The following is a 24,329-nucleotide window of genomic DNA, read 5'->3' as shown; positions in this document are numbered from 1 at the left end:
AATCGCTCCGCAGGAGCGATGGGGGCAGAGCCCCCTCCCCGCCCGCAAACGCGATACCTAAACCTCAGGGATGTCCCAGCTTTGACCCGGCTCCAGCGCGCGGAACACCTCGGGCGATACCTGATGACGCGCCAGCGCCTCGGCCAGCGCATCGCGCGGCGCAGTCCGCGCCTCGTTGGTCAGCTGGATGGTGCCCCAGTGGTGGCCGATGGCATGCGCCGCGCCTGCCAGCTTGAAGCCCCGCACGGCCTCGTCGGGGTTCTGATGCTGGTCCTGCATGAACCAACGCGGATCATAGGCCCCGATCGGCAGGATCGCCGCCCGCAAAGGCCCGAACCTGTCCAACCCCGTATAGGGCCGCCCGTCGTGAAAGCCCGTATCCCCGATATGCAGCACCGCCCCCATCGGCCCGGTCAGCACGAAGGCCGCCCAAAGCGCCATGGACCGATCCCCCATCCCCCGCGCCGACCAGTGATGGCAGGGCGTGGCGTGGATGGTCAGCCCCTTGAAGGCGGCGGATTCGCCCCAGTCCAGCACCGTCACCGACAGGCCGGTCGGTGCCACCAGAGCATCGTTCCCCAGCGGCGTGATGACCTGCGGGTCATGCGTGGCCTTCAGGCGGTGCAACGTGGCGATATCCAGATGGTCGTAGTGGTTATGCGACAGCAGCACGAGGTCGATCCGGGGCAGGTGCTCGAACCGCACGCCCGGCGCGACAGACCGTTTCGGCCCGGCAAAGGACAGCGGCGAGGCGCGGTCCGACCACAGCGGGTCCGTCAGGATATTCAGCCCTGCCGTCTGGATCAGCAGCGTGGCATGCCCCACCATCGTCACGGTCAGGTCGTCCACCTGCGCAGCGGGCTTCACCGGCGTGACCGCCACGTCCTCGGGCCACTCCGCCGGTTTCGGGCCGAAGCGCCAGCGCAGGATGTCGCGAAAGCCCTTGGGCGTCTGACCTTCGGGGTTGAAGAACCGAACCCCGTCGAAGTGGTCGCTGACAGGGCCGTCGTAATAGCGGTTGGTCTTGCTGCGCATGGTGGCGGCGGTTCCTCCGGCAGCGCCGAGGCCCAGAAGGCCCGCAGCGGATTTCAGGACAGTGCGGCGGTTCATGAATGTCTCCGGTTGCTGTCCGTCACATAGCCCATGCCCGCCCACGCACAACCGCGCGGGCGGGCTATCACTGATGAAGAATCCTCATCAATTCAGGGCAGATTTTCCGGCCAGATTTTCCGGCCAGTATCCCCGGCCAGACTTTGAGGCCAGACCTTGAGGCCAGATTACTGGCGGTCGGGCAGGAAGGCGCTCAGCGGCAGCTGGGTCTTTTCCAGACCGCCCAGCACCACGGTCGTCTTGGTGCCGTCGCCATCGGTGATGATCCACTGGCGCAGTTCCACCGGGTTGGCGGTGAATTTCATCTGGATCGAGCCGTATTCAGGCCGCTTGGGGTCCTGCGCAGTGACGATCGTCGCGGTCCCGTCATAGCTGTGCCCCGTCACCATGCCCGCCGTGCCAAGGTTCACGTTCCGGGCAAGAATGATCGACAGTGGCGTCTGGTTCAGCGGATAGGTCTCGGGCTGGCCGCCCAGCTTGCGGTCGATGATGTAGACCGCCCCCGAGGACACCAGCACCAGCCCACGTTCGGGCGGGTTGTAGTCGAACCGCGCCTTGCCCGGACGGCTGATGGCGATGCTGCCGGTCGAGATCGTGCCATCGGCGTTGATCTGGGTGAACGGGCTTTTGACCGTCTGAAGCGTGTTCAGGTACTTCGAGATCTGGTTCAGCGACAGCTGTTGCGCCGCTGCGGGCAGGCCTGCAACGATCAGCGCAAGGGCCATGACCGGGGCGGCAAGAAACGTGCGAAACATACGGGTCCTTTCGGGTCAGTGTCGGACCTCATATGGCATGGCAGGCACCGTCATGCGATATCAAGACCGTTTCAATCAGATATCGGCGGCCATCTCCCGCCGATCAAGGCCCTTGCTCCGGACCTCGGGGGCCAACGCCCCGCTGGTCAGGCGGTTCCGACAAATTCTTTTGGCCGAAACGGGGGCACGCGGTATGGTGGCGAGATTGATTTTCCAGACCCATTAAGCATTGCACCCTGAATGAACCAGTCCACATGAACCAGATTGCGCCCTACCTGTCCCGCCTCCCTCCGGCCCTGCGCCGCGCCACCTTGCTGTGGGATTCGTGGCGGGATGCGCCGGGCATGACACCTCCCTTCTCGCGGATGCAGCTGGGCGAGATCACCGATCTCGGATTGGCCGTGAGCATCAGCGAAGCCCTTCGCTCTGACCCGGACAGGGACGTAGAGGATTTCGTTGTCATCTATCTGTCTCCCCGCGTGCGCGGGCTCGGCCTGGACAAGGCCGAGGGCAAGCGCCTGTCGGAACGCCCGCACACCCGTCCCGGCAGCCCGACCTTCGAGGCCAGTCGCGCGGCGGTCCAAAGCGGCATGGCGCAATTCTTTGATGCGTCCGGCGACAAGGGCATTCTGGGCTATCGCAGCCTGCTGGGTGTCGCCCTGCCCTTGCGCGGCAACGAAGGCGCGACCGATTTTGCCATGACCGTCGTGGATTTCGAGCTTTAAGGGTCAGCCCCGCGGCGCGGTCGGCAGGATGGTCAGGTCGTAGGTCACGTCCTGCAGGGGCTTGGCAAAGGGCTTCTTGGTATCGGGTGTGCCGACGCGAAAGCTGATGACGTGGCGGCCCGGCGGCAGCGGGCGCAACATCATCCAATAGCCATTGGTGGCCGAGGGATACATCGGCGCCACCCCGGCCTCCGGGGCCATGCGGGCCGTCAGGTCAAAGCATTTCTCGGGGGCAATCCGGTGCTTTTCGGGCAGCGGGACAAGCGTGCCGTCCACGCGGATCTCCATGACGACAGGCGTGTCGGCCACATGGGCCGCGCTGCGCCGCGCCTCGGCGCAGGTCAGCGGGCGCGCCGGGGCGGTGGTGTCGTAAACGCTGGTCACCGGAAAGAAAAGGTGCCGCCCCGCCGGAACGGTGCAGCGGCGGCGCTGCGCCTTGCCGCTGATGGCGTTGGACAGATACCAGACCTTGTCGCCCTGATCGCGGGCGCAGGCCTGCCCCGTGGGGTCGTCCTGCGGGCTTTCACCGCGCGGCGCGGACATGGCCCATTGCCACCAGTCGTTGGCGTAAAAGCCCTGCGTATGCCCAGCCACGGCCTCGTTCAGGGGCACGACATAATCCGCCACCGGAAAGGCGGGTTTCGCGGCAGGCTTTGCCGCGACCGTTGCCGGAGCGATTTCGGCGGCCACGGGGCGTGGCGCCTGCTCGGTCGAGGAGGTCGGCGAGATCGCCATGACGGCGGTCGCCGCGGCGATCACTGCGCCGAAGGAGTAGAACACCTGCATCCTTGTCCCTTTCCGGGGTGCGGCCCTGCGACTCTTGGCCCGTTATGCCTGTTCCGGCACGAGGATCTCGCGCTTGCCGACGTGGTTGGCCGGGCTGACGACGCCCTCGTCCTCCATCTGCTCCACAAGGCGCGCGGCCTTGTTGTAGCCGATGCCCAGCTTGCGCTGGATGTAGGAGGTCGAGCACTTGCGATCCTTGATGACGATGGCGACGGCCTGATCGTACAGCGCATCCTCGCCGCCGGTGTTGCCACCGGTATTGAGGCCCAGCACCGCGTCGATGTTGTCGGCCTTCTCCTCGTCCGGACCTTCGACGACGCCACCGACATAGTCCGGCGGGCCAAAGGCCTTGAGGTGGTTGACGATCTCCTCGACTTCCTCGTCCGAGACAAACGGCCCGTGGCAGCGCGTGATCTTGGCTCCGCCTGCCATATAAAGCATGTCACCCATGCCCAGCAGTTGCTCGGCGCCCATCTCGCCCAGGATGGTGCGCGAATCGATCTTCGACGTCACCTGGAAGGAAATCCGGGTCGGGAAGTTCGCCTTGATCGTGCCGGTGATGACGTCCACCGACGGACGCTGCGTCGCCATGATGAGGTGGATGCCGGACGCCCGCGCCATCTGCGCCAGACGCTGGATGCAGGCCTCGATTTCCTTGCCCGCGACCATCATCAGGTCGGCCATCTCGTCGACGATGACGACGATGTAGGGCATCTTCTTGGGCACGATTTCCTCGGTCTCGAACACGGGCTCGCCCGTCTCGTCATCGAATCCGGTCTGCACGGTGCGCGAGAACATCTCGCCCTTGTCCTGCGCATCCTTCACGCGGCTGTTGTAGCCGTCGATGTTCCGCACGCCCATCTTGGACATCTTGCGGTAGCGGTCCTCCATCTCGCCCACGACCCATTTCAGCGCCACGACGGCCTTCTTCGGGTCGGTCACCACGGGGGACAGCAGGTGCGGGATGCCGTCATAGACCGACAATTCCAGCATCTTCGGGTCGATCATGACCAGACGCAGGTCCTCGGGGGTCAGCTTGTAGAGCAGCGACAGGATCATGGTGTTGATCGCCACCGACTTACCGGAACCGGTGGTCCCGGCGATCAGCAGGTGGGGCATCTTGGCCAGGTTCGCCACAACTGGGTCGCCGCCGATGTCCTTGCCCAGCGCCAGCGGCAGCTTGTGGTTGCCATCGCCAAAGTCACGGCCCGCGAGGATCTCGCGGAAGCAGACCATCTCGCGCTTGTCGTTCGGCAGTTCGATACCGATCACGGAACGGCCCGGAACGGTGGACACGCGGGCGGACAGCGCCGACATCGACCGCGCGATGTCATCCGCCAGACCGATCACGCGGCTGGCCTTCAGACCCGGAGCCGGTTCGAGTTCGTACATCGTCACAACGGGGCCGGGACGGACGCTGACGATCTCGCCCTTCACGCCATAGTCGTCCAGCACGCTTTCCAGCATCCGCGCGTTTTCCTCGAGCGCCTCGTCGGACAGGACGTGGCGTTCGATACGGTCGGGCGACATCAGCAGGTTCAGCGGCGGAAGCTCGTAATCCGGCTGGTGGTCGTCGAACTTCAGCTTGGGCTGCGCTTCAAGCTGGGCACGGGTGGACAGCTGCACGGGCTTGCGCACCTGCGGCTGCACGACCTTCTTGGGTTCCGGCAGGGCCACCCCGGCGCGCAGCACCGGCGCGGCGGGTTTCGGCATCGGCGGCGCGGGGGGCACGGTGGCCTCCTGCTCGGCAGCAAAGGACTGTGCGTCGTACTCGTCGTCGCCGTAATCGTCGCCATAATCGTCAAAGTCCGAAAGGTCGGCGTAGGCCTCTTCCATCTCGGCTTCGGAATAGCGCGGCAAGGTCTGGTGCTGCGGTTGGTACTGCGGCTCGTCCTGCGGCGCAGGCTCAGGCGCGCGCATGACGGGCGCCTGCATCGCGGGCGCGTGCAGCGCCGGAGCGGCGGGAATGTCCATGCGCGGCGCACCCAGCGTCGGCGCGGCGACGGTGCGCGCCATGGCGGCGGTCAGCGGCGGTTCCGGCGGCAGGGCGACAGCCATGGCCGTCAGGGGCGGCTCGGAGGGCAGCGCATGGGCGCGCGGTGCCGCGTTGAAGATCAGCGGCTTCGGCCCATGGCCGCGCCCCTTTGTCAGGGGCTTGGTCGGATCGGGCTTGTGCGCCGTCAGGGTCGGCATCTCGGGGCGGCGCGCCTTGACCGCATGGGCGATCTTGGCACTGATGCGGTCCGGGCCCGGCGCATTGACGTCGTGATCCATCAGGTTCTCGACCAGCTCGGGTTCCGGCAAGGCATCCGGTTCCGAGCGGCGGATCAGCGAGGGCATGCGCGACAGGAACCCGCCCTTCTCGGGCTTGGCCGGAGCGGGGGCGGTCAGCGCGGCATATTCCTCGTCATCCAGTAGCGGGACATCCAGCGAGTCCTCTTCCATGGCAGGCATCGCGTTCATCGGCGGCACGGCGGCGCGGCGCACGCGCGGGGCGGCGGGGATGGCCTCGTGCAGGGTAGCCTGCGCCTCGGCCTGCGCGGCACGGGTGGCGCGGCGCTCGGCGTTCCTTTCCTGCATGACGCGGGCGGCGCCCATGGCCCCGGTCAGCGCACCCGACGCACCCTTGCCGGTCAGGCGCAGCAGTTGCGCATAGGTCATGACCACGCCCACCATCAGGAAGCGGCCAAGGAATTTCAGTTCCGACATGGTGAAGCCCAGGACAAAGGCCCCCATGGCGAGGATCCCGCCCCCAAGCAGCAGCATCATCACCTTCAGGCCCACGGCGGGCGACAGCGGCAGCGCGGTCAGGAAGGACCCCATCACCATGTCACCGAACAGCCCGCCAAGTCCAAAGTGATGCGTCCAGCCATCGCCATGCGGCAGGCCCGAGGCATAGATCGCGCAAAGCGCCAGCCAGATCGGCGCAAAGATCAGACGCGAGAACGCGCGGCCTTCGGTCTTGTGCATGGCAAAACGCGCGCCCCAGACCAGCAGCACCACGGCCAGCGCCCAGGCACCATTGCCGACGATCATGAACAGCGGCGCGGCGATATAGGCCCCGATGGTGCCCAGCCAGTTCTGCACCGGCGCATCGGTGGCGGACAGCCACGAGGGATCATCTGGCGAATAGGACGCGATCATCAGCGCAACGGCGAGACCCAGCACCCCCAGAACCAGCCCGATCAACTCGCGCGAGCGCTTTTCCAGCGCCTCGGCGGTGGTCGAGTCCAGCAGCGGGTCACGCTGCCGGTTGGACTGGTTGATCTGATATGATGCCATTGTTCCGCCTCGTCTTTTTATCGTTATCGGTACAGTGTGTCCCGGATGAGGGTCAGGCCCTCGCGTGTTTCGTCATAAGGCGCGACCATCGCCACGCGGATGTATCCATGGCCGGGGTTCGCGCCCGCCACATCCTTGGACAGATAGGCGCCGGGCAGCACCCGCACGCCGGTCTGCTGCCACAGGTGCAGCGTCGCCGCCTCGCCGTCCGGCACCGGCAGCCAGAGGAACATGCCCGCCTGCGGGCTGAGATAGCCCGGGACATGCCCCAGCAATTCGTCCGCCATCTCGTATTTCGCGCGATACAGCGCGCGGTTCTCGGTCACATGGGTCTCTTCGGCCCAGAGCTTTTCCGACGCGCGCTGGATCGGCAGCGGCAGCGGCGCACCGGCATAGGCGCGCAGTTGGCGCATGCGGGCGATGGTCTCCGGCCCACCGGCGACAAAGCCAGAGCGCAGGCCGGGCAGGTTCGACCGTTTCGACAGCGAGTGGAAGGAGACCACGCGCTCGGGGTCAATTCCCATATCCTTCGCCACTTGCAACGCGCCCACGGGCGGCGTGTCGCGGTAGATCTCGGCGTAGCATTCGTCCGCCATGATCTGGAAATCATGCTTTTCCGCCAGCGCCAGCAGGTTACGCCAATAGGACTCGTCCGCCATGACGCCCTGCGGATTCGCCGGAGAGCAGATGTAGACGGCGGCGGTGCGGTCCAGCACCTCCGGCCCCACGGATGCGAAATCCGGCAGGTGGCCGGTCTCGGCGGTGGCAGGGACGAACCGCGGCTCTGCCCCCACGGAAATCGCCGAGATCATGTAGACTTGGTAGAACGGGTTCGGCATCAGGACGATGGGCCGCTGGCCGTTCTTCGCCTCGGGGATCAGCGCCATCCCGGCGTTGTACAGCCCCTCGCGCGACCCGTTCAGCGCCATGACCTGCGTGTCCGGGTCGAGCATCACGTCGTAACGGCGATAGACCCAGTCGCGGATCGCGGCGCGCAGCTCGGGCGTGCCTTCGTTCGGCGGGTACTTGCCGAACTCATGCGCATGGTTGGCGATGGTGTCGGTGATCCAGCCCGGAAAGGCGTGCTTCGGCTCTCCGATGGACATGTGACGCACCGCGCCGCCCGGCGCATGGACGTCGAGAAGCGCCCGCAAACGCGGGAACGCATAGGCCGGTAGGTTCGAGAACCGCTCGGGGAACATGGTCTAGCTCTGATCTGCCTCAAGTGCCGGGTCGTTTGCCGCCCGACGATTGGCGACAGGATACGGAATTTCGGGGCCGTCTGTCCAGAATCTTGACGGCCCCGCGGCACTCTGTGGCTGGAAAGTGACAATGAGGGCGGGCGGTTGACCTTGATCGTGGCTAAGTCAGGCCCTGAGGGCCTGTTCCGCCGCATGGGCCAGACGCAGCAGGCGATGTTCGCCCATGGGCGAGCCCATCAGCGACACCCCGCAGGAGGGCGTCTTCGTCGGCAGGGTCACGATGGCTCCACCCAGCAGGTTGCCGATGCGGGTGTTGCGCAGGGTGCGCAGGTTCTCCGTGACGTAGTAATCGCCCTGCTCCATCAGCTTCGCCTCCTTGGCGGGCAGGTTCGGCGCGGTCGGGCAGATCACGGCGTCATAGCTGGCGGTGGCGCGCTGCCACTCGGCGCGCACGGCGTGCAGGTGCTGCCAGGCCGCCTGGAAGGTCGCGCCATTGTGCGCCGCGCCGGATTCGAAACGCTCGCGGATCGGTTTGAACATGGCGTCGGGATTAGCGGTGATGGCATCGCCCCATGTGGCCCAGGCCTCGGTCGTGTAGAGCATGGCGCTCTCGCGGTGAGGGCGCTCGATCTGCGGGAAATCCAGCGGGACGATCTGCGCGCCCGCATCACGCAGGCGGTCGAGCGCCTCCTCGTAGGCGCGGGCCGGGGCCTCGTCGAGGTCGTCCAGAACGATGGTGCGCAGCGCGGCAATGCGACGGCCCTTGAGGCTGGCGCCCCGCAGGTCGGGGGCGGCTGTGCCCTCCATGGCGGACAACAGCAGCGCGGCATCCTCGACGGACCGACACAGCGGCCCGACGGTGTCAAAGCTGGTGATGAGCGGCACGACACCCGTCAGCGGCAACCGCCCCGTAGTCGTCTTCAACCCCACCAGATCGTTCCAGCAGGCGGGCAGCCGCACCGACCCGCCCGTGTCCGACCCGATCCCCGCCGGGGCGAGGTCAAAGGCGACCGAGGCCGCCGCCCCCGACGATGACCCGCCCGCGACAGCCTCGGGATCATTCACGCAAGGTGCAGTCGCCGTCACCGGGTTCAACCCAAGGCCCGAAAACGCCAGCTCCGACATATGGGTTTTCCCAAGGCAGACGAGACCGTTCAACGTCGCGCGGCGCAACACCTCGGCGTCACGCTCCGGCACGCGGCCTTTCAGCAGGGCCGACCCGGCCTCGGTGGCGACGCCCGCCGTGTCATAGAGGTCCTTCCAAGAAATCGGCACGCCGTCCAGCGGATGCCGCCGCAACCCCAGATTCGCCCGGGCGCGCGCCGCCTCCGCCTCGGCCATGGCGCGATCCTCGGTCAGGCGCGCATAGATGCGGTCCCGCAAAGGATGCGCATTGATGGCGTCAAGGTACGTCCGCGCCAGATCGACCGGGTCCGCCTCGCCCCGCTCCACGGCGCGGCCCAGCTCTGCGGCGGTGGCTTTGGTCCAGTCGGTCATGTCAGGCGCTCCCTTGTGCTGCGCGCAGACGGTAGCGGCGTGAAATCGCATGGACAATCCCGAAGACGCGCCCATATTCGCCCCCATGGAACACGATCTGATCATCGTGGGCGGCGGCCTCAACGGCCCCGCCCTGGCGCTGGCAGCGGCACAGGCCGGCCTGTCGAGCGTCGTGCTGGACGCCCTGCCCCGCGCGGTACGGGAAACCGACGATTTCGACGGGCGCGGCTATGCGCTGGCCTTGTCCTCGCAGCGGATGCTGAAGGGGCTGGGGCTATGGGAGGCGCTGGCGGATCAGGCGCAGCCGATGCGGCAAATCAAGGTCTCGGACGGGCGCGTGGGCGACGCGCAGGTCTTCCTCGGCCTGCATTTCGACAGCGCCGAAATCGAGGAAGGCCCCATGGGCTATATGCTGGAGGACCGCTTCCTGCGGCGCGCGTTGATGGCGGCGGTGGACGCCTGCGCGCTGGTGACGGACCGTCCCGGCGTGCGCGTCGTGGCACAGGAGGCGTCGCCCGAAGGCGTCAGCGTCACGCTGGACACGGGCGAGGTGCTGAGCGGCCGCCTGCTGGTGGGCGCCGACGGGCGCGCGTCCGGCACGGCACAGCGGGCGGGCATCCGCCGCACCGGCTGGGGCTACGGCCAGACGGCGCTGGTCTGCGCCATCGCCCATGAGAAACCGCATGACGGCTGCGCACATCAGCTATTCATGCCGCCCGGGCCGCTGGCGATCCTGCCCTTGACGGGGAACCGCTCGTCGATTGTCTGGAGCGAGACGGACGACCGCGCACAGGCGATCAACGCGCTGTCGGACGAGGATTACCTGAGCGTGTTGCGCCCCCGCTTCGGCGACTTTCTGGGCGAGATTTCCCTTGCAGGCAAACGCTTTACCTATCCGCTGAACCTGACGCTGGCGAACAGCTTCGTCGGCCAAAGGCTGGCACTGGTGGGCGACGCGGCGCATGGGATGCACCCGATTGCCGGTCAGGGCCTGAACGCCGGACTGCGCGACGTGGCGGCGCTGGCGCATGTCATCAGCCACGCCCAGCGGCGCGGCGAGGACTTTGCATCGGACTTCGCGCTGGAGCGTTACCAGTCGTGGCGGCGCTGGGATACGGCGACGCTGGCGGCCTCGACGGATCTGTTCAACCGGCTGTTCTCGAACGACAACCCGCTGCTGCGCGCGGCGCGCGACATCGGCATGGCGGCGATCAACGCAGCCCCCACCCTGCGGCGCGGATTCATCCGCGAGGCGGCGGGGCTGACCGGCGACCTGCCCGATTTGATGAAGGCCTAATGAAGACCTGTGCTGTCCACGATCCGGACACCCCAGACCTGAACACCAACGAAAACCGTCCGTAGCACCCCGCGCGGGCGGTTTTCGCATACCAATCACCCCCAGAAACCATCCACAATATGGACAGAAAACAAGCCCCCTTCCCCCCCGGGCCAACCCATGCTTAGGTGCCCGAAAACCGGGAGGGTATACCAAATGAAAACCGCCATCGTCACCGGCGCCGCCCGCGGCATAGGCCTCGCCACCACCGACCTGTTCCGCGAAATGGGCTGGCAAGTCGCCATGGTCGACCGCGACCGCGAGGAACTGGAAAAGGTCGCCGCCGAGCGTGACAACATCCTTGCCGTCTACCGCGACGTGTCGAACCCGCAGGACGTCAACTCCATGGTCCGCGAAACGCTGGACTGGGGCGGCCGCATCGACGCGCTGGTGAACAACGCGGGCGTCGCGGAATTTGGCCCCGTGGCCGACTGCACCTTCGAGATGTGGCGCCGCGTCATGGAAACCAACCTCGACGGCGTGTTCCTCTGCACCCAGGCCTGCAGCCCGGCGCTGCAGGAAACCTCCGGCGCCATCGTCAACATCGCTTCGATCTCGGGCCTGCGCGCCTCGACCCTGCGCGTGGCCTACGGCACGTCAAAAGCCGCCGTCATCCAGCTGACCAAACAGCACGCGGCGGAACTGGGCGAACACGGCGTCCGCGTGAACTGTGTCGCCCCCGGCCCGGTCAAGACCAAGCTCTCGGTCGCGGTCCACTCGCCCGAGATCATCAAGGCCTACCACGACGCCATCCCGCTGAACCGCTACGGCAGCGAACGCGAACTGGCCGAGGTCATCTGCTTCCTCTGCTCGGACAAGGCCTCCTACGTCTCGGGACAGGTGGTCGCGGTGGACGGCGGCTTCGAATCCACCGGCGTGGGCCTGCCCGCCCTCAGGACCTGACGCCACCCTCTCCTTCATCTTGACAGAAATACCGCGGGGGAGTCTGCGCGGCAGGCGCAGACGGGGGCAGCGCCCCCACCCGCCTTGCGCGGCACGCGCAAGGTCACCAAGACGCGGCGCCAGCCGCGACCGCGTGGCAATGCAAAAGGGCGGGGAAATCCCCGCCCTTCACCGTTCCACGGATCACGTCGTCACTTGATGCGCTGACCGTTCGCCAGAACATGGCCCTGCTCGTTCACCACGATGGTCGACGACGCCGTATCCGGCTCCGACCCCGGCACGGTGAACATGCCCAGCATCATGCGCGCGCCCATGGCGTCCTGCTCCTGAACGAAACCCATCTGGATAAGCTTGTCGATCACGCCGTTGATGCCGGAGATCTCCAGCTTCACCTCACCCTCCGGACGCGGCAGACCGTCAAAGCTCTCGAGGTCGGTGTTGTCGAAGGTAAACGCCCCCTCGCCCAGGATCTGCGCGCCGATGGCCTTCACCACCAGATCGCTCAGCGTGACCGAGTTCAGCTCGCCCGGCATGGCCTCGCCCGTTTCGACCTTGGCCATGTCCTCGGGGTTCATCAGGCTGACGAAGGGCGTGACCTCGGCCTCGATATTCGCGCCGATGGTGGCGGGATCACGCGGCAAAACCTGGCCCGGATCGAAGATGTTCCACAGCATGTCCGCCATGGTGAACTCCGCCAGCAGGATCGAGAAGGACGCCGGCACCGGCTCCTCGGACTTGGCCAGCGGCATCTCCAACGCGAAACCGGCCTCGCCAAACTGCGCGTCGATCGGGAAGGGCATATCCGGCACCATCATCGATACGGTCTGCCCCAGCGCGGACACCGCGTAGGTCATGGCCTGCGGCGACATGGCAAAGCTCAGCTCGCCACCGGTCGACGACAGCTTGCCCGTCACCACGTCCGACCCGTCCTGGAAATTGAACTCGGTCTGACCGCCCTGATGGGTCATGGTGGCGTCCATCTCCATGCCGGAGGCAAAGATATTCGCAGGGTCGGAGAAATCCGCGTTTTCGGGGATCACCGAGGTGCCAGCAGCGGCAACGCCCTTGACCATGCCCTTGGCCATGGCCATCTCGTCTTCGGTTTCCGGGTTCTTGAAGAAGACGTCATAGGACATGTCGCCGTAGGTCATTTCCTGCGCGATGGTCTGCACGCCGTCTGCCACCGTCACCTTGGAACTGCCTGACACCGGCCCGGCGGTGATCTCGCCGCGCATGACCTCCGGCGGAATCGACTCGCCCTCGACCGTCAGCCCGGCCAGTTTGAAGCCGAGCGTTTCGGCCTCGTAGGTATACAGCATGTCCGTCTCGGTGCCCGAGACGTTCAGCAACATCCCGCTCTGCACCACGTCAAAGGCGACCTCGATGGACTCCGCGTCCTCTGCCGTGAAGGCCACGACCATCTGGCCCGTCCCCGGCAGGGTCACATCGACCGACCCGTCGCCCTTCGCGGTGTAGGTCAGGTCCGGCATGGTAAAGGTCGCGGTGCCGTCCTCTTCGGGGATGGCCATGGTCATGGTGATGCCGGAAACGGTCAGCGTGTCACCCGCCGCATCCTCGGTCGCCGTGATCTCGTAACCGAAGCCCTGCATGTAGGCTTCGAGGTTGTCCCAGGCCTGCTGGGGCGTGATATCCGCAAAGGACGGACCCGCCATGGCCATGAGGGCCAGTGCGGAAACAGAAGAAACCCGTGTCATAATGTACCTTTCTCGTGAGGCTCAAATAATCTGCCCTCAGTGTTGCAGTCCCTCGGGCAGGGTCAAGGGGCTGGATTCCATACTAGGGCTCCTTTACCACCGTGACGAGACCGCAAGGGGGATAAGTGATGGATTTGACAGGCAAGGTTGTGCTCATCACCGGCGCGAGCCGGGGCATCGGCGCCGAGGCCGCGCGGGCCTTCGCGCAGGCCGGGGCCAGGGTGGCGCTGGTTGCACGGGGGGCCGACGCGATTGCCGACCTCGCCGGAGAGATCGGGCCGAACGCGGTGGCGATCCCCTGTGACATTTCCCGCTACTGGGAGGTCGAGCAGGCTGTCGCCGCCTGCATCCAGGCCCACGGCGGTCTGGACATCCTGGTGAACAACGCGGGCGTGATCGAGCCGATCGCGCATATGGCCGAGGCCGACCCCGACGCCTGGGGACAGGTGATCGACATCAACCTCAAGGGCGTCTTTCACGGCATGCGCGCCGCGCTGCCGGTGATGCTGGACCAGGGCCATGGCACGGTGCTGACCATCGGCTCGGGCGCGGCGCATGGCCCGGTGGAGGGCTGGTCGCAGTATTGCTCGTCCAAGGCGGGCGCGCTGATGCTGACGAAAATGGCGCACAAGGAATATGGGACGCGCGGCATCCGCGCCATCTCGCTGTCGCCCGGCACCGTCGCCACGCAGATGCAGCGCGAAATCAAGGCCTCGGGCATCAACCCGGTCAGCCAGCTGGACTGGTCCGACCATATCCCGCCCGAATGGGTGGCGCGGACGCTGGTCTGGATGTGCGGGGCCGAGGCCGACGGCTTCCTCGGCGACGAGGTATCGCTGCGCGACGAAGCCATCCGCGCCAAGGTCGGTGTCGCATGATCCGGCTGGACAAGGACGGCGACCTCTGGATCGCGACCATCGACCGGCAGGACAAGGCCAACTCGCTGACGCCCGAGATGCTGGAACGCCTGTGCGAGATCGCCGAAGACGCCCGCGACGCGCGCGTTCTGGTGCTGACCGGCGCGGGCAAGGTGTTCTCCGCCGGGGCGGATCTGGACGCGGCCCGGGCCGGTCTGGCCACCTCCCCCCTGTGGGAGCGCCTCTCCGGCGCCATCGCCCGCCATCGCGGCCTGACGATCTGCGCGCTGAACGGCACCGTGGCCGGTGGCGCGATGGGCATGTTCCTGGCCTGCGACCTGCGCGTCTCGGTGCCGGGGGCAAAGATCTTCTACCCGGTGATGAAGCTCGGTTTCCTGCCGCAACCCTCCGACCCGATGCGCCTGGCGGCCCTCGCGGGCGTGTCGCGGGCCAAGATGATCTTCATGGGCGGCGCAAAGGTCCCTGTCGAAGAGGCGCAGACCTGGGGCCTGATCGACCGCATCACCGACGACCCGCTGAGCACGGCACGCGAACTGGCCGCCGACACGCTGGCCGCCACGCCCGAACACGCCGCCGGGATCAAGGCCCTGATCCGCTGAGCGCCGCGCTCTGGCCGGCCCCGGCAATCCCGATCCCGCGCGGCTCGGCCCGCCCCCGCTGCCAGCGACCGTCCGGTCCGAGCGCGGTCGCCGTCTGCCTCCGACATCAACACCGTGATCTGCCCCGCCCGACGTCCGGCAGATTCACGGTAATCCGGCCAAACGCATCAGCACCGAAAGGCCCGCGTCAAAGACATGCGCCTGCCGGTCAGCGTATGGCGCGGGGACCACGCTTTTCAACGTTTCACTGAACGCCCTCAAATTTTGCGTTTGCAACTCGGCGGGATTGGTTTGCTCATGCTGGCCAACTGCCATGCCGGCTTCACGGTATGCCTGCCTCGTTCGACCTTTGCGCATCACAGCCTGATACTAATCCGGGTGATGCACCCTCGTGCGGGCATCAGCCCCCCGAATACTTGCACCGGGAAGACGCAGGGACGGCGCCTCGCTTCATCTTGATACAAATACCGCGGGGGAGGCCCGAAGGGCCGGGGGCAGAGCCCCCTCGCGCGCCCGACGGGCGCGCGGATCGACTTGGCGCAGCCAAGGCGAAATCCCTGCCAAAGCTGTTTTACCAGCACCCGATGCGTTGACACGACTCGGGCGTTTTGTTTACGTGTGAACAATATCGGCGCCAACGATGGCGCGACGGGAGGACATCATGGACACCAGCGAAACGCTCGTCACTTACGAGCTGCAAGGAAATGTTGCGCTTATCGGCCTGAACCGGCCAGCAAAGCGCAACGCCATTTCCGACCGTTTCGTCGAGGCGATCCACGACGCCGTGCAACGCGCCCAGTCCGAGGCCAAGGCCGCCGTGATCTTTGGCCATGGCAAACACTTCTGCGCCGGGCTGGACCTCGCGGAACACTCTGAAAAGCCGCTGTTCGAGGCGGTGAAGGGCTCGCGCCGCTGGCACGCGGTGTTCGACGGCATCGAGCGCGGCACCATTCCCTTTGTCGCGGCGATCACCGGCGCGGCCGTGGGCGGCGGGTTCGAGCTGGCGGCCTCGGTGCAGATCCGCGTGGCGGACGAAACCGCGTTCTTTGCCCTGCCCGAAGGCCAGCGCGGCATCTTTGTCGGCGGCGGCGGCTCGGTGCGGATCGCCCGGCTGATCGGCGCACCGCGCATGGGCGACATGATGCTGACGGGCCGCGTCCTGAAGGCCTCCGAGGCCGAGGCCTGGGGCGGTGTCAGCTACGTCGTCCCCGAAGGCGCGGCCATGGAAAAGGCCGTGGCGCTGGCGCAGCAGATGGCCACCAACGCCGAGTTCACCAACTACGCGATCATCAACGCCCTGCCGCGCATCGCCGACATGTCGTCCGAGGACGGGCTGTTCGCCGAATCCATGGTGGCGAGCCTCGCGACCATGACCGACGACGCCAAGGACCGCCTTCGCGCCTTCCTCGAAAAGCGCGCGGTCAAGGTGCAGGACCCGAATGCCTGATCGCGGCGACCAACTGGATTACGGGCAGTTGGGGCATAGCCTCGGCTTCCTGCTGCGTCTGGCGCAGCTGCGGAGTTTTGCGAACTTTTACAAAGACATGGGAGAGCTGAACATCCGCCCCGGCGAGATGACCATGCTCTTTGTGCTGGCCGAGAACCCCGGCGTCCGCCAAGGCGTTCTGGCCAAGGCCCTGCGCATCAAGCGCGCGCATATGACCAAGATGGTGCACGGGATGGAGTCCGAAGGGCTGGTCACCCGCACCGTGCCTGCGGATGACAAACGCTCGGTCGAGCTGTGGCTGACCGAGGACGGCGCGGCGCGGGTCGAGGCGGTGCGTCCCATGTTCGAACAACACGAGGCCCGTCCCGTCGGCGATCTGTCCGGCGCGGAAGTGGCCGAGCTGAAGCACCTGCTCCGGCGCTTCATGGGGATGGAAAAGAGGTAAGGCATGACGGATCGGGTGTTGATCGCGGGCGGCGGCATTGGCGGCTTGGTGATGGCGCTGACGCTGCATCAGATCGGCGTGCCCTGCGTCGTCTTCGAAAAGGTACGCGAGCCGCGTCCTCTGGGCGTGGGCATCAACATCCAGCCCAATGCCGTGCGCGAACTGTTCGATCTGGGGATCGGGGCAGAGGCGCTGGACCGCGTCGGTGTGCCCGCGCGCGAATGGGCGCTGGTGGGCCTGAACGGCAACGACATCTACGCCGAGCCGCGCGGGACCGAGGCAGGCTATGACTGGCCGCAATATGCCGTGCATCGCGGCGCGTTCCACATGCTGCTGCTGGACACCTTCCGCGAACGCGCCGGGAAGGATGCCGTGGTCACAGGCGCGGCGGTCACGGGCTACACGCAGGATGCGGACGGCGTCACCGTCCAACTGGAGGGCGGGCGCGAAGAGCGTGGCACGCTGCTGATCGGCGCCGAGGGCATCCACTCGCCGGTGCGCGCCCAGATGCACCCCGACCAGCCGCCGATCCATTGGGGCGGCGCGGTGATGTGGCGCGGCACCACGCGGGCCAAGCCGATCCGAACGGGATCAAGCTTTGTCGGCCTCGGAACCCACGAACACCGCATGGTGATCTACCCGATCTCGCATCCGGGCGAGGACGGTCTGGCCACGATCAACTGGATCGCGGAACTGACGCTGGATGCATCGCAGGGCTGGCCCGAGGACTCGTGGTTCAAGCAAGTGGAAATCGAGGACTTCGCGCATCATTTCGAGGCCTTCAAGTACGATTGGCTGGATGTACCCGCCATGCTGCGCGCAGCGGACGTCGCCTATGAAAACCCGATGATCGACCGCGACCCGCTGCCCTTCTGGTCTCAGGGACGGGTGGCACTCATGGGTGACGCGGCCCACGCCATGTACCCGACCGGCTCGAACGGCGCGTCCCAGGCGGTGATCGACGCGCGCACCCTCGGCGCCGCGCTGCTGGCGCATGGCGTGACACCCAGGGCGCTGGCGGCCTATGACGACAAGCTCTCCGGCCCGGTGGGGCAACTGGTGCTGCGCAACCGCGGCGCGGGACCGTTCGGCCTGCTGAACCTCGTGGACGAGCGCTGCGGCGGAACCTTCGACGACATCGAGGCGGTGATCCCGGCAGAGGAACGCGCGGCCTTCATGGCGGGCTACAAAAGCGCCGCCGGTTTCGCCAAGGACGCGCTGAACGCCGCGCCGCGCACCATCCCCGAGGGCGCAAAGGCCTGATTTTGGCCTTTCACTCCCGAGCGTTCGCGGCCACCTTGGGCCCAAACGAACAGGGAGTATCGAACATGCTGCGACGCAAGCTGGGGGCCGAGGGGCCCGAGGTCTCGGCGCTGGGAATTGGCGCCATGTCCTTTTCCAACTTCTACGGCCCGGTGACGGTGGACCAGTCGCACGCGGTGCTCGACGCGGCGCTGGACGCAGGGGTCGACCACATCGACACCTCGAACGTCTACGGCATGGGCGTGTCCGAGACGACCATCGGGGAGTGGCTGAAAAAGCGTGGCGGCGAAAGCCCTTACAAGATCGCGACCAAGGCGTCGATCACGCGGGATGCGGACGGCAACCGCTGCTACGACAACTCGCCCGAGCATCTGGAACAGGAACTGGACGGCAGCCTGAAACGCCTCGGCGTCGATCGCGTCGACCTGTTCTACATCCACCGCCGCGACCCGAGGTTCGAGATCGAAGAGGTGATGGAGAGCCTGCTGGCCCTGCGCGCCAAGGGCAAGATCGACCAGATCGGCTTTTCCGAGATCGCGCCGACCTCGCTGCGCCGCGCCGCTGCGGTGGCGCCGGTGGCGGCGGTGCAGTCGGAATACTCGCTGCAGACGCGCCTGCCGGAACTGGGCCTGATCCAGACCTGCGAGGCGCTGGGGACCGCCCTGGTGGCCTTCTCCTCGGTCGGGCGCGGCCTCCTGTCCGACACACCGCCGCAGCCCGGGGCTTTCCCGCCAGCCAGCTTCATGGGCTCGAACCCGCGCTTTTCGGGTGGCAACCACGAACGCAACCTCGCCGCCTCCGAGGCGCTGCGCGATCTGGCGCGCGACGTGGGCGTGCCGACGGCGACGCTGGCGATTGCATGGGTCCTTGGGCAAAGCCCGTCCATCCTGACCATCCCCGGCACACGCAGCACCGCCCACCTGTCGGAACTGCTGCAGGGCGCGGAATCCACCATGGACCCGGAGCTGCTGCTGGAAATCGAAAAGCGCCTGCCCGTCGGCTGGTGCCACGGCGCCCGCTACTCGGACGAGCAGATGAAGGGCCCGGAACACTACTGCTGAGACAGGACCGCGCGCCGGACCAAGGCGCGGCTTTTCCCTTCATCTTGATGAAAATACCTCAGGGGCGTGGGGGCAGCGCCCCCACTGTCGCGCAGCGCGCGACAAAATCAAGCCCGGTGCGGGGGCAGCGCCCCCACTGTCGCGCAGCGCGCGACAAACTCAAGCCCGGTGTGGGGGCAGAGCCCCCGCTGTCGCGCGGCGCGCGACAAACTCACGCCCGGTGTGGGACAACGCTCCCATCCGTCCTGCACAGCATCACACCTCATCCGGGCGTGCGATCCATGACAGACAGCAGCGTGATCGGGCGGCTGAACCCGGCAGCCTTCAACCCGGCGTACGCTCCGCCCATCCGGCAAAGACCTTCTCCAGCGCCACCACCACGTAGTACAGGACGATCCCCAGGAACGCCAAGGCGATCAGCACCGCGAACATCAGCGGGTAGTCCGAGTTGGTCTTGCCGCTGTCGAACAGCGCCCCAAGGCCGCGGCCGTGGGGGGACACGATCTCCATCAGATTGGTGCCGATGAAGGCCAGCGTGACCGAAACCTTCAACGCACCAAAGAACTCCGGCAGGGTCTTGGGCAGGGCGATCTTCCAGAAGATCGTCGTCTGCGAGGCCCCGAGCGAACGAAGAATGTCGCGATACTCCGGTTCCAGCGTGCTGAGGCCGATGGAAATGGACACGGCGATCGGGAAGAACGAGATCATGAAGGCGATCAGCACCGTGTTGAAGTCGTGCATCCCCACGAACATCAGCGCGATGATCGGCACCACCGTGGCCTTGGGGATCGCGTTGAACCCCACCAACAGCGGGTACAATGCATCGCGCATCGTGCGCGAGAAGCCCATTATCATGCCCAGGACGACACCCACCACGATGGCCAGCGCCAGCCCCACCACCGTCCGCCACAGCGTCTGCCAGCCCATCACGAGGAACAGCTCCCAGTAGCGCGTATAGGCAGGCAGCAGGTCCGACGGCGAGGCCATCTTGTAATTCGGCCAGCCCATGACCCAGACCAGCAATTCCCAGAGCATCAGGAAGATCACCACCGCGATCACCGGCGTCGCCACCTGTTTCAGCTTCATGCCGCATCCTCCGCCTGAACGCGGCCCTGCGCGATCTCGATCTGGTGGCGCAGCACGTGCAGCATCTCGGCGGCCTCCGGCGTATACAGGTGGTCCAGGTCACGCGGCCCCGTATCGGGCACATCCAGCACGAATTGCGTCCGCGCAGGGCGTCCCGACAGCACGATCACCTGATCCGCGAGGAAGATCGACTCCCGCAGGTCATGGGTGATGAGCACCCCGGTAAAGGGCTCCTTCTCCTTCACCCTGTGCATCGTCTGCCACAGGTCCTCGCGCGTGAAGGCATCCAGCGCCCCGAACGGCTCGTCGAGGATCAGCACCTCCGGCGAGTGCACCAGCGCCCGACACAGCGACGCCCGCTGCCGCATCCCGCCCGACAATTCCGACGGGCGCTTGTCCTCGAACCCCGACAGCCCCACCAGCGACAAGAGATACCGCGCGCGGTCCTCCTGCTGCGCCTTCGTCAGCTTCGTCGGCACGATCTCCAACGGCAGGATCACGTTCTGCAGGATCGTCCGCCACTCCAGCAACACCGGGTTCTGGAACGCCATCCCCACCGTGTTGCGAGGGCCCTTGACCCGCTCGCCATGCAGCCAGACCTCGCCGTGATCGGGCTTCATCAGCCCGGCGACCAGCCGCGTCAGCGTGGATTTCCCGCAGCCCGACGGGCCGACCACGGCGCAAAATCCCCCCTCGGGGACCGACACGTTCAGCCCGTCCAGCACTGGCAAAGGCCCGTTCTGCGTCTGGTACGCGTGCCGGACGTCCTTGATTTCTATGAGATTTGACATGCCTGCCCCCAAACGCCCCGTGCGTCAGAAAGCCGGACGCCACGGGGACGCCCGGCGGTAGGGTGGGTTTTCAACCCGCCATCACTTCAACGCAAAGCCACCTTCGGGCAGGAACCCGCTGTCGAAGTAGGCTGCCGCATCCGGCGCGTTCTGGAACTCGTAGGTCAGCTTGATCTGCTCCAGCGAGTTGGCAAAACGATCGGCGTCAATCCCGCCAAAGCCGTTCGCCGTGGTCCAGTCCGTCACCACGTTGGTGTCGATGGCCAGTTGCAGACGGCGCTGTTCCAGCTCCGCATCCGCCGCCGGGTTGCGCTCCAACAGGCTGGCCGTGGCGCCCGCCGGATCGGCAATCGCCGCCGCCCAGCCCTTTGCCACCGCGTCGAGGAAGGCCTTCACCTCCTCCGGGTGCTCGGCGGCGAACTCGGTGTTGACGATGATCGCATTGCCGTACAGGTCGACGCCATTGTCCGCCATCAGGATGGTGGAAATGTCATCCTCCGGCACGCCCAGACGCACGAGGTTCAGGAAAGACGAGAACGAAAACCCCGTGACCGAGGCCACCTTGCCCTCCGCCAGCATCGGCTCGCGCGTCGGGAAGCCCACCGGCTCCACGGTGATCTTCTCCATGTCCAGACCGTTCTCGGCGGCAAAGATCGGGAACTGCGCCCAGGCACCATCGGGGGGCGGCGCGCCCAGCACCTTGCCTTCCAGGTCCTTCGGCGCTTCGACGCCCAGCGACTTGCGGCCCACGATGGCAAAGGGCGGCTTGTCGTAGACCATCATGACCGCCGTGACCGGCGCGCCGGGGTTCTGGTCGAGGAACTTGATGAGCGAGTTGATGTCGGCAAAGCCCACCGGGAAGGCCCCCGTGGCGACCTTGGGGATCGCGTCCAGCGACCCCTGCCCCGCGGTCACTTCGACCGTCAGGCCCGCGTCCGCGAAATAGCCCTTGTCGATGGCGGTGAAATAGGGCGCGGCCGGACCTTCGAACTTCCAGTCGAGCGCAAAGGGCATGGCGGTTTCGGCGGATGCGGTGGTGGCCAGCGCCAGCCCCATCAGGCCGATCATGTGACGTGTCAGCAAGGTGTTCTCCCCGTGTCAGATCTTGCGGCCCCCATTTCGATCCCTGCGCGGGACCTCCGACAGTGTGACGCCGGGGACCTGCAAAGCCCGATGGCGGCATTGTTCAGTTTTTGGGCAACTTCTCCATGGGCGCCCTGTTTTTGAACACTATCGGGATCGGGGCATGAAACAGGCCCCTTGTTGACCGCACAACCACGCGGCGAAACGCCCGATCCGACGCCCGAGTCGCCCCGGATTAACGCCCTGTTCACCGTTGGTCTCCGTTCCGGCCGGAAATCACCCTGTTTCCGGCCGGTTCATCGGTAACAGCCATGGTATAAACATAAATATCGGCTGAATCCCTTGTGGTGCGCTCAGGCGCGCCCACAACATCTGCCCGTTGCGTTAACGGCGCACGCCGCCTTTCCGCAACGCCCGCCGTATTAACTGAACAGCCGTTCACGCAACACCACCGCACGCCCGTTGCGGCTTTCGAAAACAATTCGTTAACGGTGGGTATCCTGACTTCCATCTGTCCCCACAGGCTGTATCGTGAGCGCGATTGCATGACGCGGCCCGATCGCACGCCATAGAACAGACAGGATTTCACATGTCCGACGCATCCTCGGCCAAGAAGGCCAAGATCACCTCCGCCAAGGATTTCATCGCCTCCCAGACCACGCCGCAGGCCAAGGTCGAGGCAGAGGCCAAGGGCACCCAGCAGACCACGGCCAAGACCCACGCGGCGATCCAGGACAACCCGTTCTTCAAGATCATGCTCGACGACGCCGCCACCCCGCAGGAAAAGCTGGAGCGCGTCACAAAGGCCCTGACGTTTACCGACAACCGCGCCGAGGCAAAGGCCAACCTCGAGGCCTTCAACGCGTTCAAGGAATACCTCCAGTTCGAACGCAAGCGTATGGCGCAAGAGATCATCGCGCTGACGGACACCGAGGCATTTGGTGAATTGAAACAAGTGTTTGAGGACATCAACACGGCGCTGCTGACCTTCGAGGACAAGATCGGCCCGCTCACCGACATCGTCGATGCGGTCTATACCCTGCGCATGAACGGCGTGACCTTCGACATCTTCCAGGAGCTCTTGCAGGAGCGCGAGGACGAGAAGAAACGCGAGAAGGAAAAGGCGCAACTGCGCGAGGAAATGGAGCAGGTCGAGCACGACATCCGGGCGATGAAGGCCGAAAACGGATTCCTGAAGGAAGACCGGTCGTTCTTTGGTTTCGGCGGGATCAAGCAGACCGCGCAGGACAAGATGGCGCAAAACGACGTGGCCATCGACGACGCCACCCGCAAGGTTCAGAACATCAAGACCCGCATCACCGAGCTGTCGCAAAAGCACCCCGAAAGCGAGAAATTCGCCGAGTTTGCCGAGGAAAAGGCCAAGCTCAAGGAGCTGCTCGACATCACCTCCGAGGAGCACAAGGCCCGGCAGGAGGCGCTGGTCAGCTCGGCGCAGGACTTCATCAACACCACCGAATCACGGGTGTCGAGCGTGCTGGGCCACTTCGACAGGATGAACGGCCAGATCGACAATCTGGACGAGGCCAATTTCACCATGCGCTCCATGTACGCCATCCTCAACGACGCCACCAAAGAGGTCGACACCGCCAACGAGGCACGCCGCGCCGAGATCCAGGCAAAGATCGCAAGCGCCGAGAGTGACTTGGAAAAACTGGGACAGGAGCGGCTGGAACGGGACATCAACGCCTATGTCGCCAACCTCGGACGGTCCTCGGTGGACACGACCTCGGTGCTGGCGGAACTGACCGCCTCCGGCCACCGCATCCACTCGATGAAGGAAGCCAACGAACAGCAGGTCGCCAAGACCCGCCAGCTGCACACATCTGGTGTGGCCGGGGTGGCTGACCAGCTATCCACGGTGTTGCAGGCGGTATCGGCGGCGGCGCTTGGGGAAAGCAGCGAGGCGGCCAAGATTTCGCTGGAGCGGATGAACCGCACCACCTCGGAACTGGGCCAGCGTGAGGTCATCCGCGTGGCCCTGGGCACCAAGGAGATCAACGCCGAGCTCTCCAGCGCCCTCTCCGAGCTGTCGGAATACGGCGAAACCATCCGCGCCGCCACCTCGATCACCCGCGAAGGTCTGTCGGAGACCAAGTCCCTCCTGGCCGAGATCGAACGCAAGACCGCCGAAACCCAGGCAGCGGTTAAGGAAAGCCTGTCGGTCGCGGCGGACGTCACGGGCGGCAAGGGCGGCGTGCGCTCGCCTTCGTCGGAGGAGGTCGCGGAAGAAACTGACGCCCGCCAGGCCCCGCCGAACCCGTTCAACCTCGGTTCATCATGAGGGGTTTCGCTTTGGCTGCGCCAAAGCGACCGGCGCGGGGGGGGGGGGGGGGGGGGCGGGGGG

At 66.0% G+C, this 24,329-nt stretch carries 21 protein-coding genes; 10 read left to right on the top strand and 11 right to left on the bottom strand.

The window, feature by feature from the left end:
- Window positions 1-57 precede the first annotated feature (57 nt).
- Both ACP16H_RS07930 and ACP16H_RS07925 read right to left on the bottom strand, forming a co-directional pair.
- Window positions 58-1,110, bottom strand: a complete 1,053-nt coding sequence (locus ACP16H_RS07930; protein WP_425071739.1) for an MBL fold metallo-hydrolase — start codon at window positions 1,108-1,110, stop codon at window positions 58-60.
- Window positions 1,111-1,277: 167 nt separating this feature from the next.
- On the bottom strand, window positions 1,278-1,865 hold the full coding sequence (locus tag ACP16H_RS07925; RefSeq protein WP_425071738.1) for a LolA family protein: 588 nt from the start codon (window positions 1,863-1,865) through the stop codon (window positions 1,278-1,280).
- 254 nt (window positions 1,866-2,119) lie between these two features.
- Here ACP16H_RS07925 and ACP16H_RS07920 point away from each other — a divergent pair, with 254 nt between their 5' ends.
- Window positions 2,120-2,590: a hypothetical protein gene (locus ACP16H_RS07920; RefSeq protein WP_425071737.1), complete on the top strand. Its 471-nt coding sequence runs from the start codon at window positions 2,120-2,122 to the stop codon at window positions 2,588-2,590.
- 3 nt (window positions 2,591-2,593) lie between these two features.
- On the opposite strand, the gene ACP16H_RS07915 is transcribed toward ACP16H_RS07920, so the two are convergent.
- The 4 genes from ACP16H_RS07915 to ACP16H_RS07900 form a co-directional block, all read right to left on the bottom strand.
- On the bottom strand, window positions 2,594-3,376 hold the full coding sequence (locus ACP16H_RS07915) for a hypothetical protein (protein ID WP_425071736.1): 783 nt from the start codon (window positions 3,374-3,376) through the stop codon (window positions 2,594-2,596).
- Between the two features lie 42 nt (window positions 3,377-3,418).
- Window positions 3,419-6,658 carry a DNA translocase FtsK 4TM domain-containing protein gene (locus tag ACP16H_RS07910; RefSeq protein ID WP_425071735.1) on the bottom strand — a complete coding sequence of 1,080 codons (3,240 nt, stop codon included), beginning with the start codon at window positions 6,656-6,658 and terminating at the stop codon, window positions 3,419-3,421.
- 23 nt (window positions 6,659-6,681) lie between these two features.
- A complete protein-coding gene (locus tag ACP16H_RS07905; RefSeq protein WP_425071734.1) occupies window positions 6,682-7,860 on the bottom strand; it encodes an aminotransferase class I/II-fold pyridoxal phosphate-dependent enzyme in 1,179 nt (392 codons plus the stop codon).
- Window positions 7,861-8,025: 165 nt separating this feature from the next.
- A complete protein-coding gene (locus ACP16H_RS07900) occupies window positions 8,026-9,357 on the bottom strand; it encodes an amidase (protein WP_425071733.1) in 1,332 nt (443 codons plus the stop codon).
- Between the two features lie 49 nt (window positions 9,358-9,406).
- Here ACP16H_RS07900 and ACP16H_RS07895 point away from each other — a divergent pair, with 49 nt between their 5' ends.
- Both ACP16H_RS07895 and ACP16H_RS07890 read left to right on the top strand, forming a co-directional pair.
- Window positions 9,407-10,654, top strand: a complete 1,248-nt coding sequence (locus ACP16H_RS07895; protein ID WP_425071732.1) for a UbiH/UbiF/VisC/COQ6 family ubiquinone biosynthesis hydroxylase — start codon at window positions 9,407-9,409, stop codon at window positions 10,652-10,654.
- Between the two features lie 195 nt (window positions 10,655-10,849).
- On the top strand, window positions 10,850-11,596 hold the full coding sequence (locus tag ACP16H_RS07890; protein WP_425071731.1) for an SDR family NAD(P)-dependent oxidoreductase: 747 nt from the start codon (window positions 10,850-10,852) through the stop codon (window positions 11,594-11,596).
- Window positions 11,597-11,787: 191 nt separating this feature from the next.
- On the opposite strand, the gene ACP16H_RS07885 is transcribed toward ACP16H_RS07890, so the two are convergent.
- Window positions 11,788-13,311, bottom strand: coding sequence for a DUF2125 domain-containing protein (locus tag ACP16H_RS07885; RefSeq protein WP_425071730.1), 1,524 nt, complete (start codon window positions 13,309-13,311; stop codon window positions 11,788-11,790).
- Window positions 13,312-13,439: 128 nt separating this feature from the next.
- Here ACP16H_RS07885 and ACP16H_RS07880 point away from each other — a divergent pair, with 128 nt between their 5' ends.
- Both ACP16H_RS07880 and ACP16H_RS07875 read left to right on the top strand, forming a co-directional pair.
- The gene (locus ACP16H_RS07880; RefSeq protein WP_425071729.1) at window positions 13,440-14,189 is read left to right on the top strand and encodes an SDR family oxidoreductase; all 750 of its coding nucleotides are present in this window, start codon (window positions 13,440-13,442) and stop codon (window positions 14,187-14,189) included.
- Window positions 14,186-14,788 (top strand): enoyl-CoA hydratase/isomerase family protein, encoded by a 603-nt coding sequence (locus ACP16H_RS07875; protein ID WP_425071728.1) that lies wholly within the window; start codon window positions 14,186-14,188, stop codon window positions 14,786-14,788. Before ACP16H_RS07880 ends, ACP16H_RS07875 begins: the two co-directional genes overlap by 4 nt.
- A gap of 144 nt (window positions 14,789-14,932) precedes the next feature.
- Here ACP16H_RS07875 and ACP16H_RS07870 read toward each other — a convergent pair whose 3' ends face one another.
- Window positions 14,933-15,103: a hypothetical protein gene (locus ACP16H_RS07870; protein ID WP_425071727.1), complete on the bottom strand. Its 171-nt coding sequence runs from the start codon at window positions 15,101-15,103 to the stop codon at window positions 14,933-14,935.
- A gap of 346 nt (window positions 15,104-15,449) precedes the next feature.
- Here ACP16H_RS07870 and ACP16H_RS07865 point away from each other — a divergent pair, with 346 nt between their 5' ends.
- The 4 genes from ACP16H_RS07865 to ACP16H_RS07850 all read left to right on the top strand — a co-directional run bounded on the left by ACP16H_RS07865 (window position 15,450) and on the right by ACP16H_RS07850 (window position 19,004).
- Window positions 15,450-16,235 carry a crotonase/enoyl-CoA hydratase family protein gene (locus tag ACP16H_RS07865; RefSeq protein ID WP_425071726.1) on the top strand — a complete coding sequence of 262 codons (786 nt, stop codon included), beginning with the start codon at window positions 15,450-15,452 and terminating at the stop codon, window positions 16,233-16,235.
- Window positions 16,228-16,680: a MarR family winged helix-turn-helix transcriptional regulator gene (locus tag ACP16H_RS07860; RefSeq protein WP_425071725.1), complete on the top strand. Its 453-nt coding sequence runs from the start codon at window positions 16,228-16,230 to the stop codon at window positions 16,678-16,680. The genes ACP16H_RS07865 and ACP16H_RS07860 overlap by 8 nt, the downstream gene beginning before the upstream one ends.
- 3 nt (window positions 16,681-16,683) lie before the next feature.
- The gene (locus ACP16H_RS07855) at window positions 16,684-17,943 is read left to right on the top strand and encodes a flavin-dependent oxidoreductase (RefSeq protein ID WP_425071724.1); all 1,260 of its coding nucleotides are present in this window, start codon (window positions 16,684-16,686) and stop codon (window positions 17,941-17,943) included.
- Window positions 17,944-18,008: 65 nt separating this feature from the next.
- Window positions 18,009-19,004, top strand: coding sequence for an aldo/keto reductase (locus tag ACP16H_RS07850; RefSeq protein ID WP_425071723.1), 996 nt, complete (start codon window positions 18,009-18,011; stop codon window positions 19,002-19,004).
- 324 nt (window positions 19,005-19,328) lie between these two features.
- Here ACP16H_RS07850 and ACP16H_RS07845 read toward each other — a convergent pair whose 3' ends face one another.
- From ACP16H_RS07845 to ACP16H_RS07835, 3 genes are all read right to left on the bottom strand, one after another.
- Window positions 19,329-20,090, bottom strand: a complete 762-nt coding sequence (locus ACP16H_RS07845; protein ID WP_425071722.1) for an ABC transporter permease — start codon at window positions 20,088-20,090, stop codon at window positions 19,329-19,331.
- A complete protein-coding gene (locus ACP16H_RS07840; RefSeq protein WP_425071721.1) occupies window positions 20,087-20,881 on the bottom strand; it encodes an ABC transporter ATP-binding protein in 795 nt (264 codons plus the stop codon). The genes ACP16H_RS07845 and ACP16H_RS07840 overlap by 4 nt, the downstream gene beginning before the upstream one ends.
- A gap of 81 nt (window positions 20,882-20,962) precedes the next feature.
- The gene (locus tag ACP16H_RS07835) at window positions 20,963-21,949 is read right to left on the bottom strand and encodes an ABC transporter substrate-binding protein (RefSeq protein WP_425072005.1); all 987 of its coding nucleotides are present in this window, start codon (window positions 21,947-21,949) and stop codon (window positions 20,963-20,965) included.
- Between the two features lie 604 nt (window positions 21,950-22,553).
- Here ACP16H_RS07835 and ACP16H_RS07830 point away from each other — a divergent pair.
- Complete coding sequence (locus ACP16H_RS07830) at window positions 22,554-24,266, top strand: hypothetical protein (RefSeq protein ID WP_425071720.1); 1,713 nt, start codon at window positions 22,554-22,556, stop codon at window positions 24,264-24,266.
- The last annotated feature ends 63 nt before the right edge of the window (window positions 24,267-24,329 follow it).

The organism is Sagittula sp. S175, assembly GCF_049800975.1.
In the GTDB taxonomy this organism is placed as follows: Bacteria; Pseudomonadota; Alphaproteobacteria; order Rhodobacterales; family Rhodobacteraceae; genus Sagittula.
This window is presented reverse-complemented; position numbering and strand designations above follow the sequence as displayed.

Coding starts and splice junctions, on each gene's coding strand:
- ACP16H_RS07875 (WP_425071728.1), top strand. CDS start 14,186: ATGATCCGGCTGGACAAGGACGGCGACCTCTGGATCGCGACCATCGAC.
- ACP16H_RS07905 (WP_425071734.1), bottom strand. CDS start 7,860: ATGTTCCCCGAGCGGTTCTCGAACCTACCGGCCTATGCGTTCCCGCGT.
- ACP16H_RS07920 (WP_425071737.1), top strand. CDS start 2,120: ATGAACCAGATTGCGCCCTACCTGTCCCGCCTCCCTCCGGCCCTGCGC.
- ACP16H_RS07880 (WP_425071729.1), top strand. CDS start 13,440: ATGGATTTGACAGGCAAGGTTGTGCTCATCACCGGCGCGAGCCGGGGC.
- ACP16H_RS07855 (WP_425071724.1), top strand. CDS start 16,684: ATGACGGATCGGGTGTTGATCGCGGGCGGCGGCATTGGCGGCTTGGTG.
- ACP16H_RS07900 (WP_425071733.1), bottom strand. CDS start 9,357: ATGACCGACTGGACCAAAGCCACCGCCGCAGAGCTGGGCCGCGCCGTG.
- ACP16H_RS07860 (WP_425071725.1), top strand. CDS start 16,228: ATGCCTGATCGCGGCGACCAACTGGATTACGGGCAGTTGGGGCATAGC.
- ACP16H_RS07840 (WP_425071721.1), bottom strand. CDS start 20,881: ATGTCAAATCTCATAGAAATCAAGGACGTCCGGCACGCGTACCAGACG.
- ACP16H_RS07890 (WP_425071731.1), top strand. CDS start 10,850: ATGAAAACCGCCATCGTCACCGGCGCCGCCCGCGGCATAGGCCTCGCC.
- ACP16H_RS07845 (WP_425071722.1), bottom strand. CDS start 20,090: ATGAAGCTGAAACAGGTGGCGACGCCGGTGATCGCGGTGGTGATCTTC.
- ACP16H_RS07910 (WP_425071735.1), bottom strand. CDS start 6,658: ATGGCATCATATCAGATCAACCAGTCCAACCGGCAGCGTGACCCGCTG.
- ACP16H_RS07870 (WP_425071727.1), bottom strand. CDS start 15,103: ATGGCAGTTGGCCAGCATGAGCAAACCAATCCCGCCGAGTTGCAAACG.
- ACP16H_RS07835 (WP_425072005.1), bottom strand. CDS start 21,949: ATGATCGGCCTGATGGGGCTGGCGCTGGCCACCACCGCATCCGCCGAA.
- ACP16H_RS07830 (WP_425071720.1), top strand. CDS start 22,554: ATGTCCGACGCATCCTCGGCCAAGAAGGCCAAGATCACCTCCGCCAAG.
- ACP16H_RS07925 (WP_425071738.1), bottom strand. CDS start 1,865: ATGTTTCGCACGTTTCTTGCCGCCCCGGTCATGGCCCTTGCGCTGATC.
- ACP16H_RS07865 (WP_425071726.1), top strand. CDS start 15,450: ATGGACACCAGCGAAACGCTCGTCACTTACGAGCTGCAAGGAAATGTT.
- ACP16H_RS07850 (WP_425071723.1), top strand. CDS start 18,009: ATGCTGCGACGCAAGCTGGGGGCCGAGGGGCCCGAGGTCTCGGCGCTG.
- ACP16H_RS07885 (WP_425071730.1), bottom strand. CDS start 13,311: ATGACACGGGTTTCTTCTGTTTCCGCACTGGCCCTCATGGCCATGGCG.
- ACP16H_RS07915 (WP_425071736.1), bottom strand. CDS start 3,376: ATGCAGGTGTTCTACTCCTTCGGCGCAGTGATCGCCGCGGCGACCGCC.
- ACP16H_RS07930 (WP_425071739.1), bottom strand. CDS start 1,110: ATGAACCGCCGCACTGTCCTGAAATCCGCTGCGGGCCTTCTGGGCCTC.
- ACP16H_RS07895 (WP_425071732.1), top strand. CDS start 9,407: ATGGACAATCCCGAAGACGCGCCCATATTCGCCCCCATGGAACACGAT.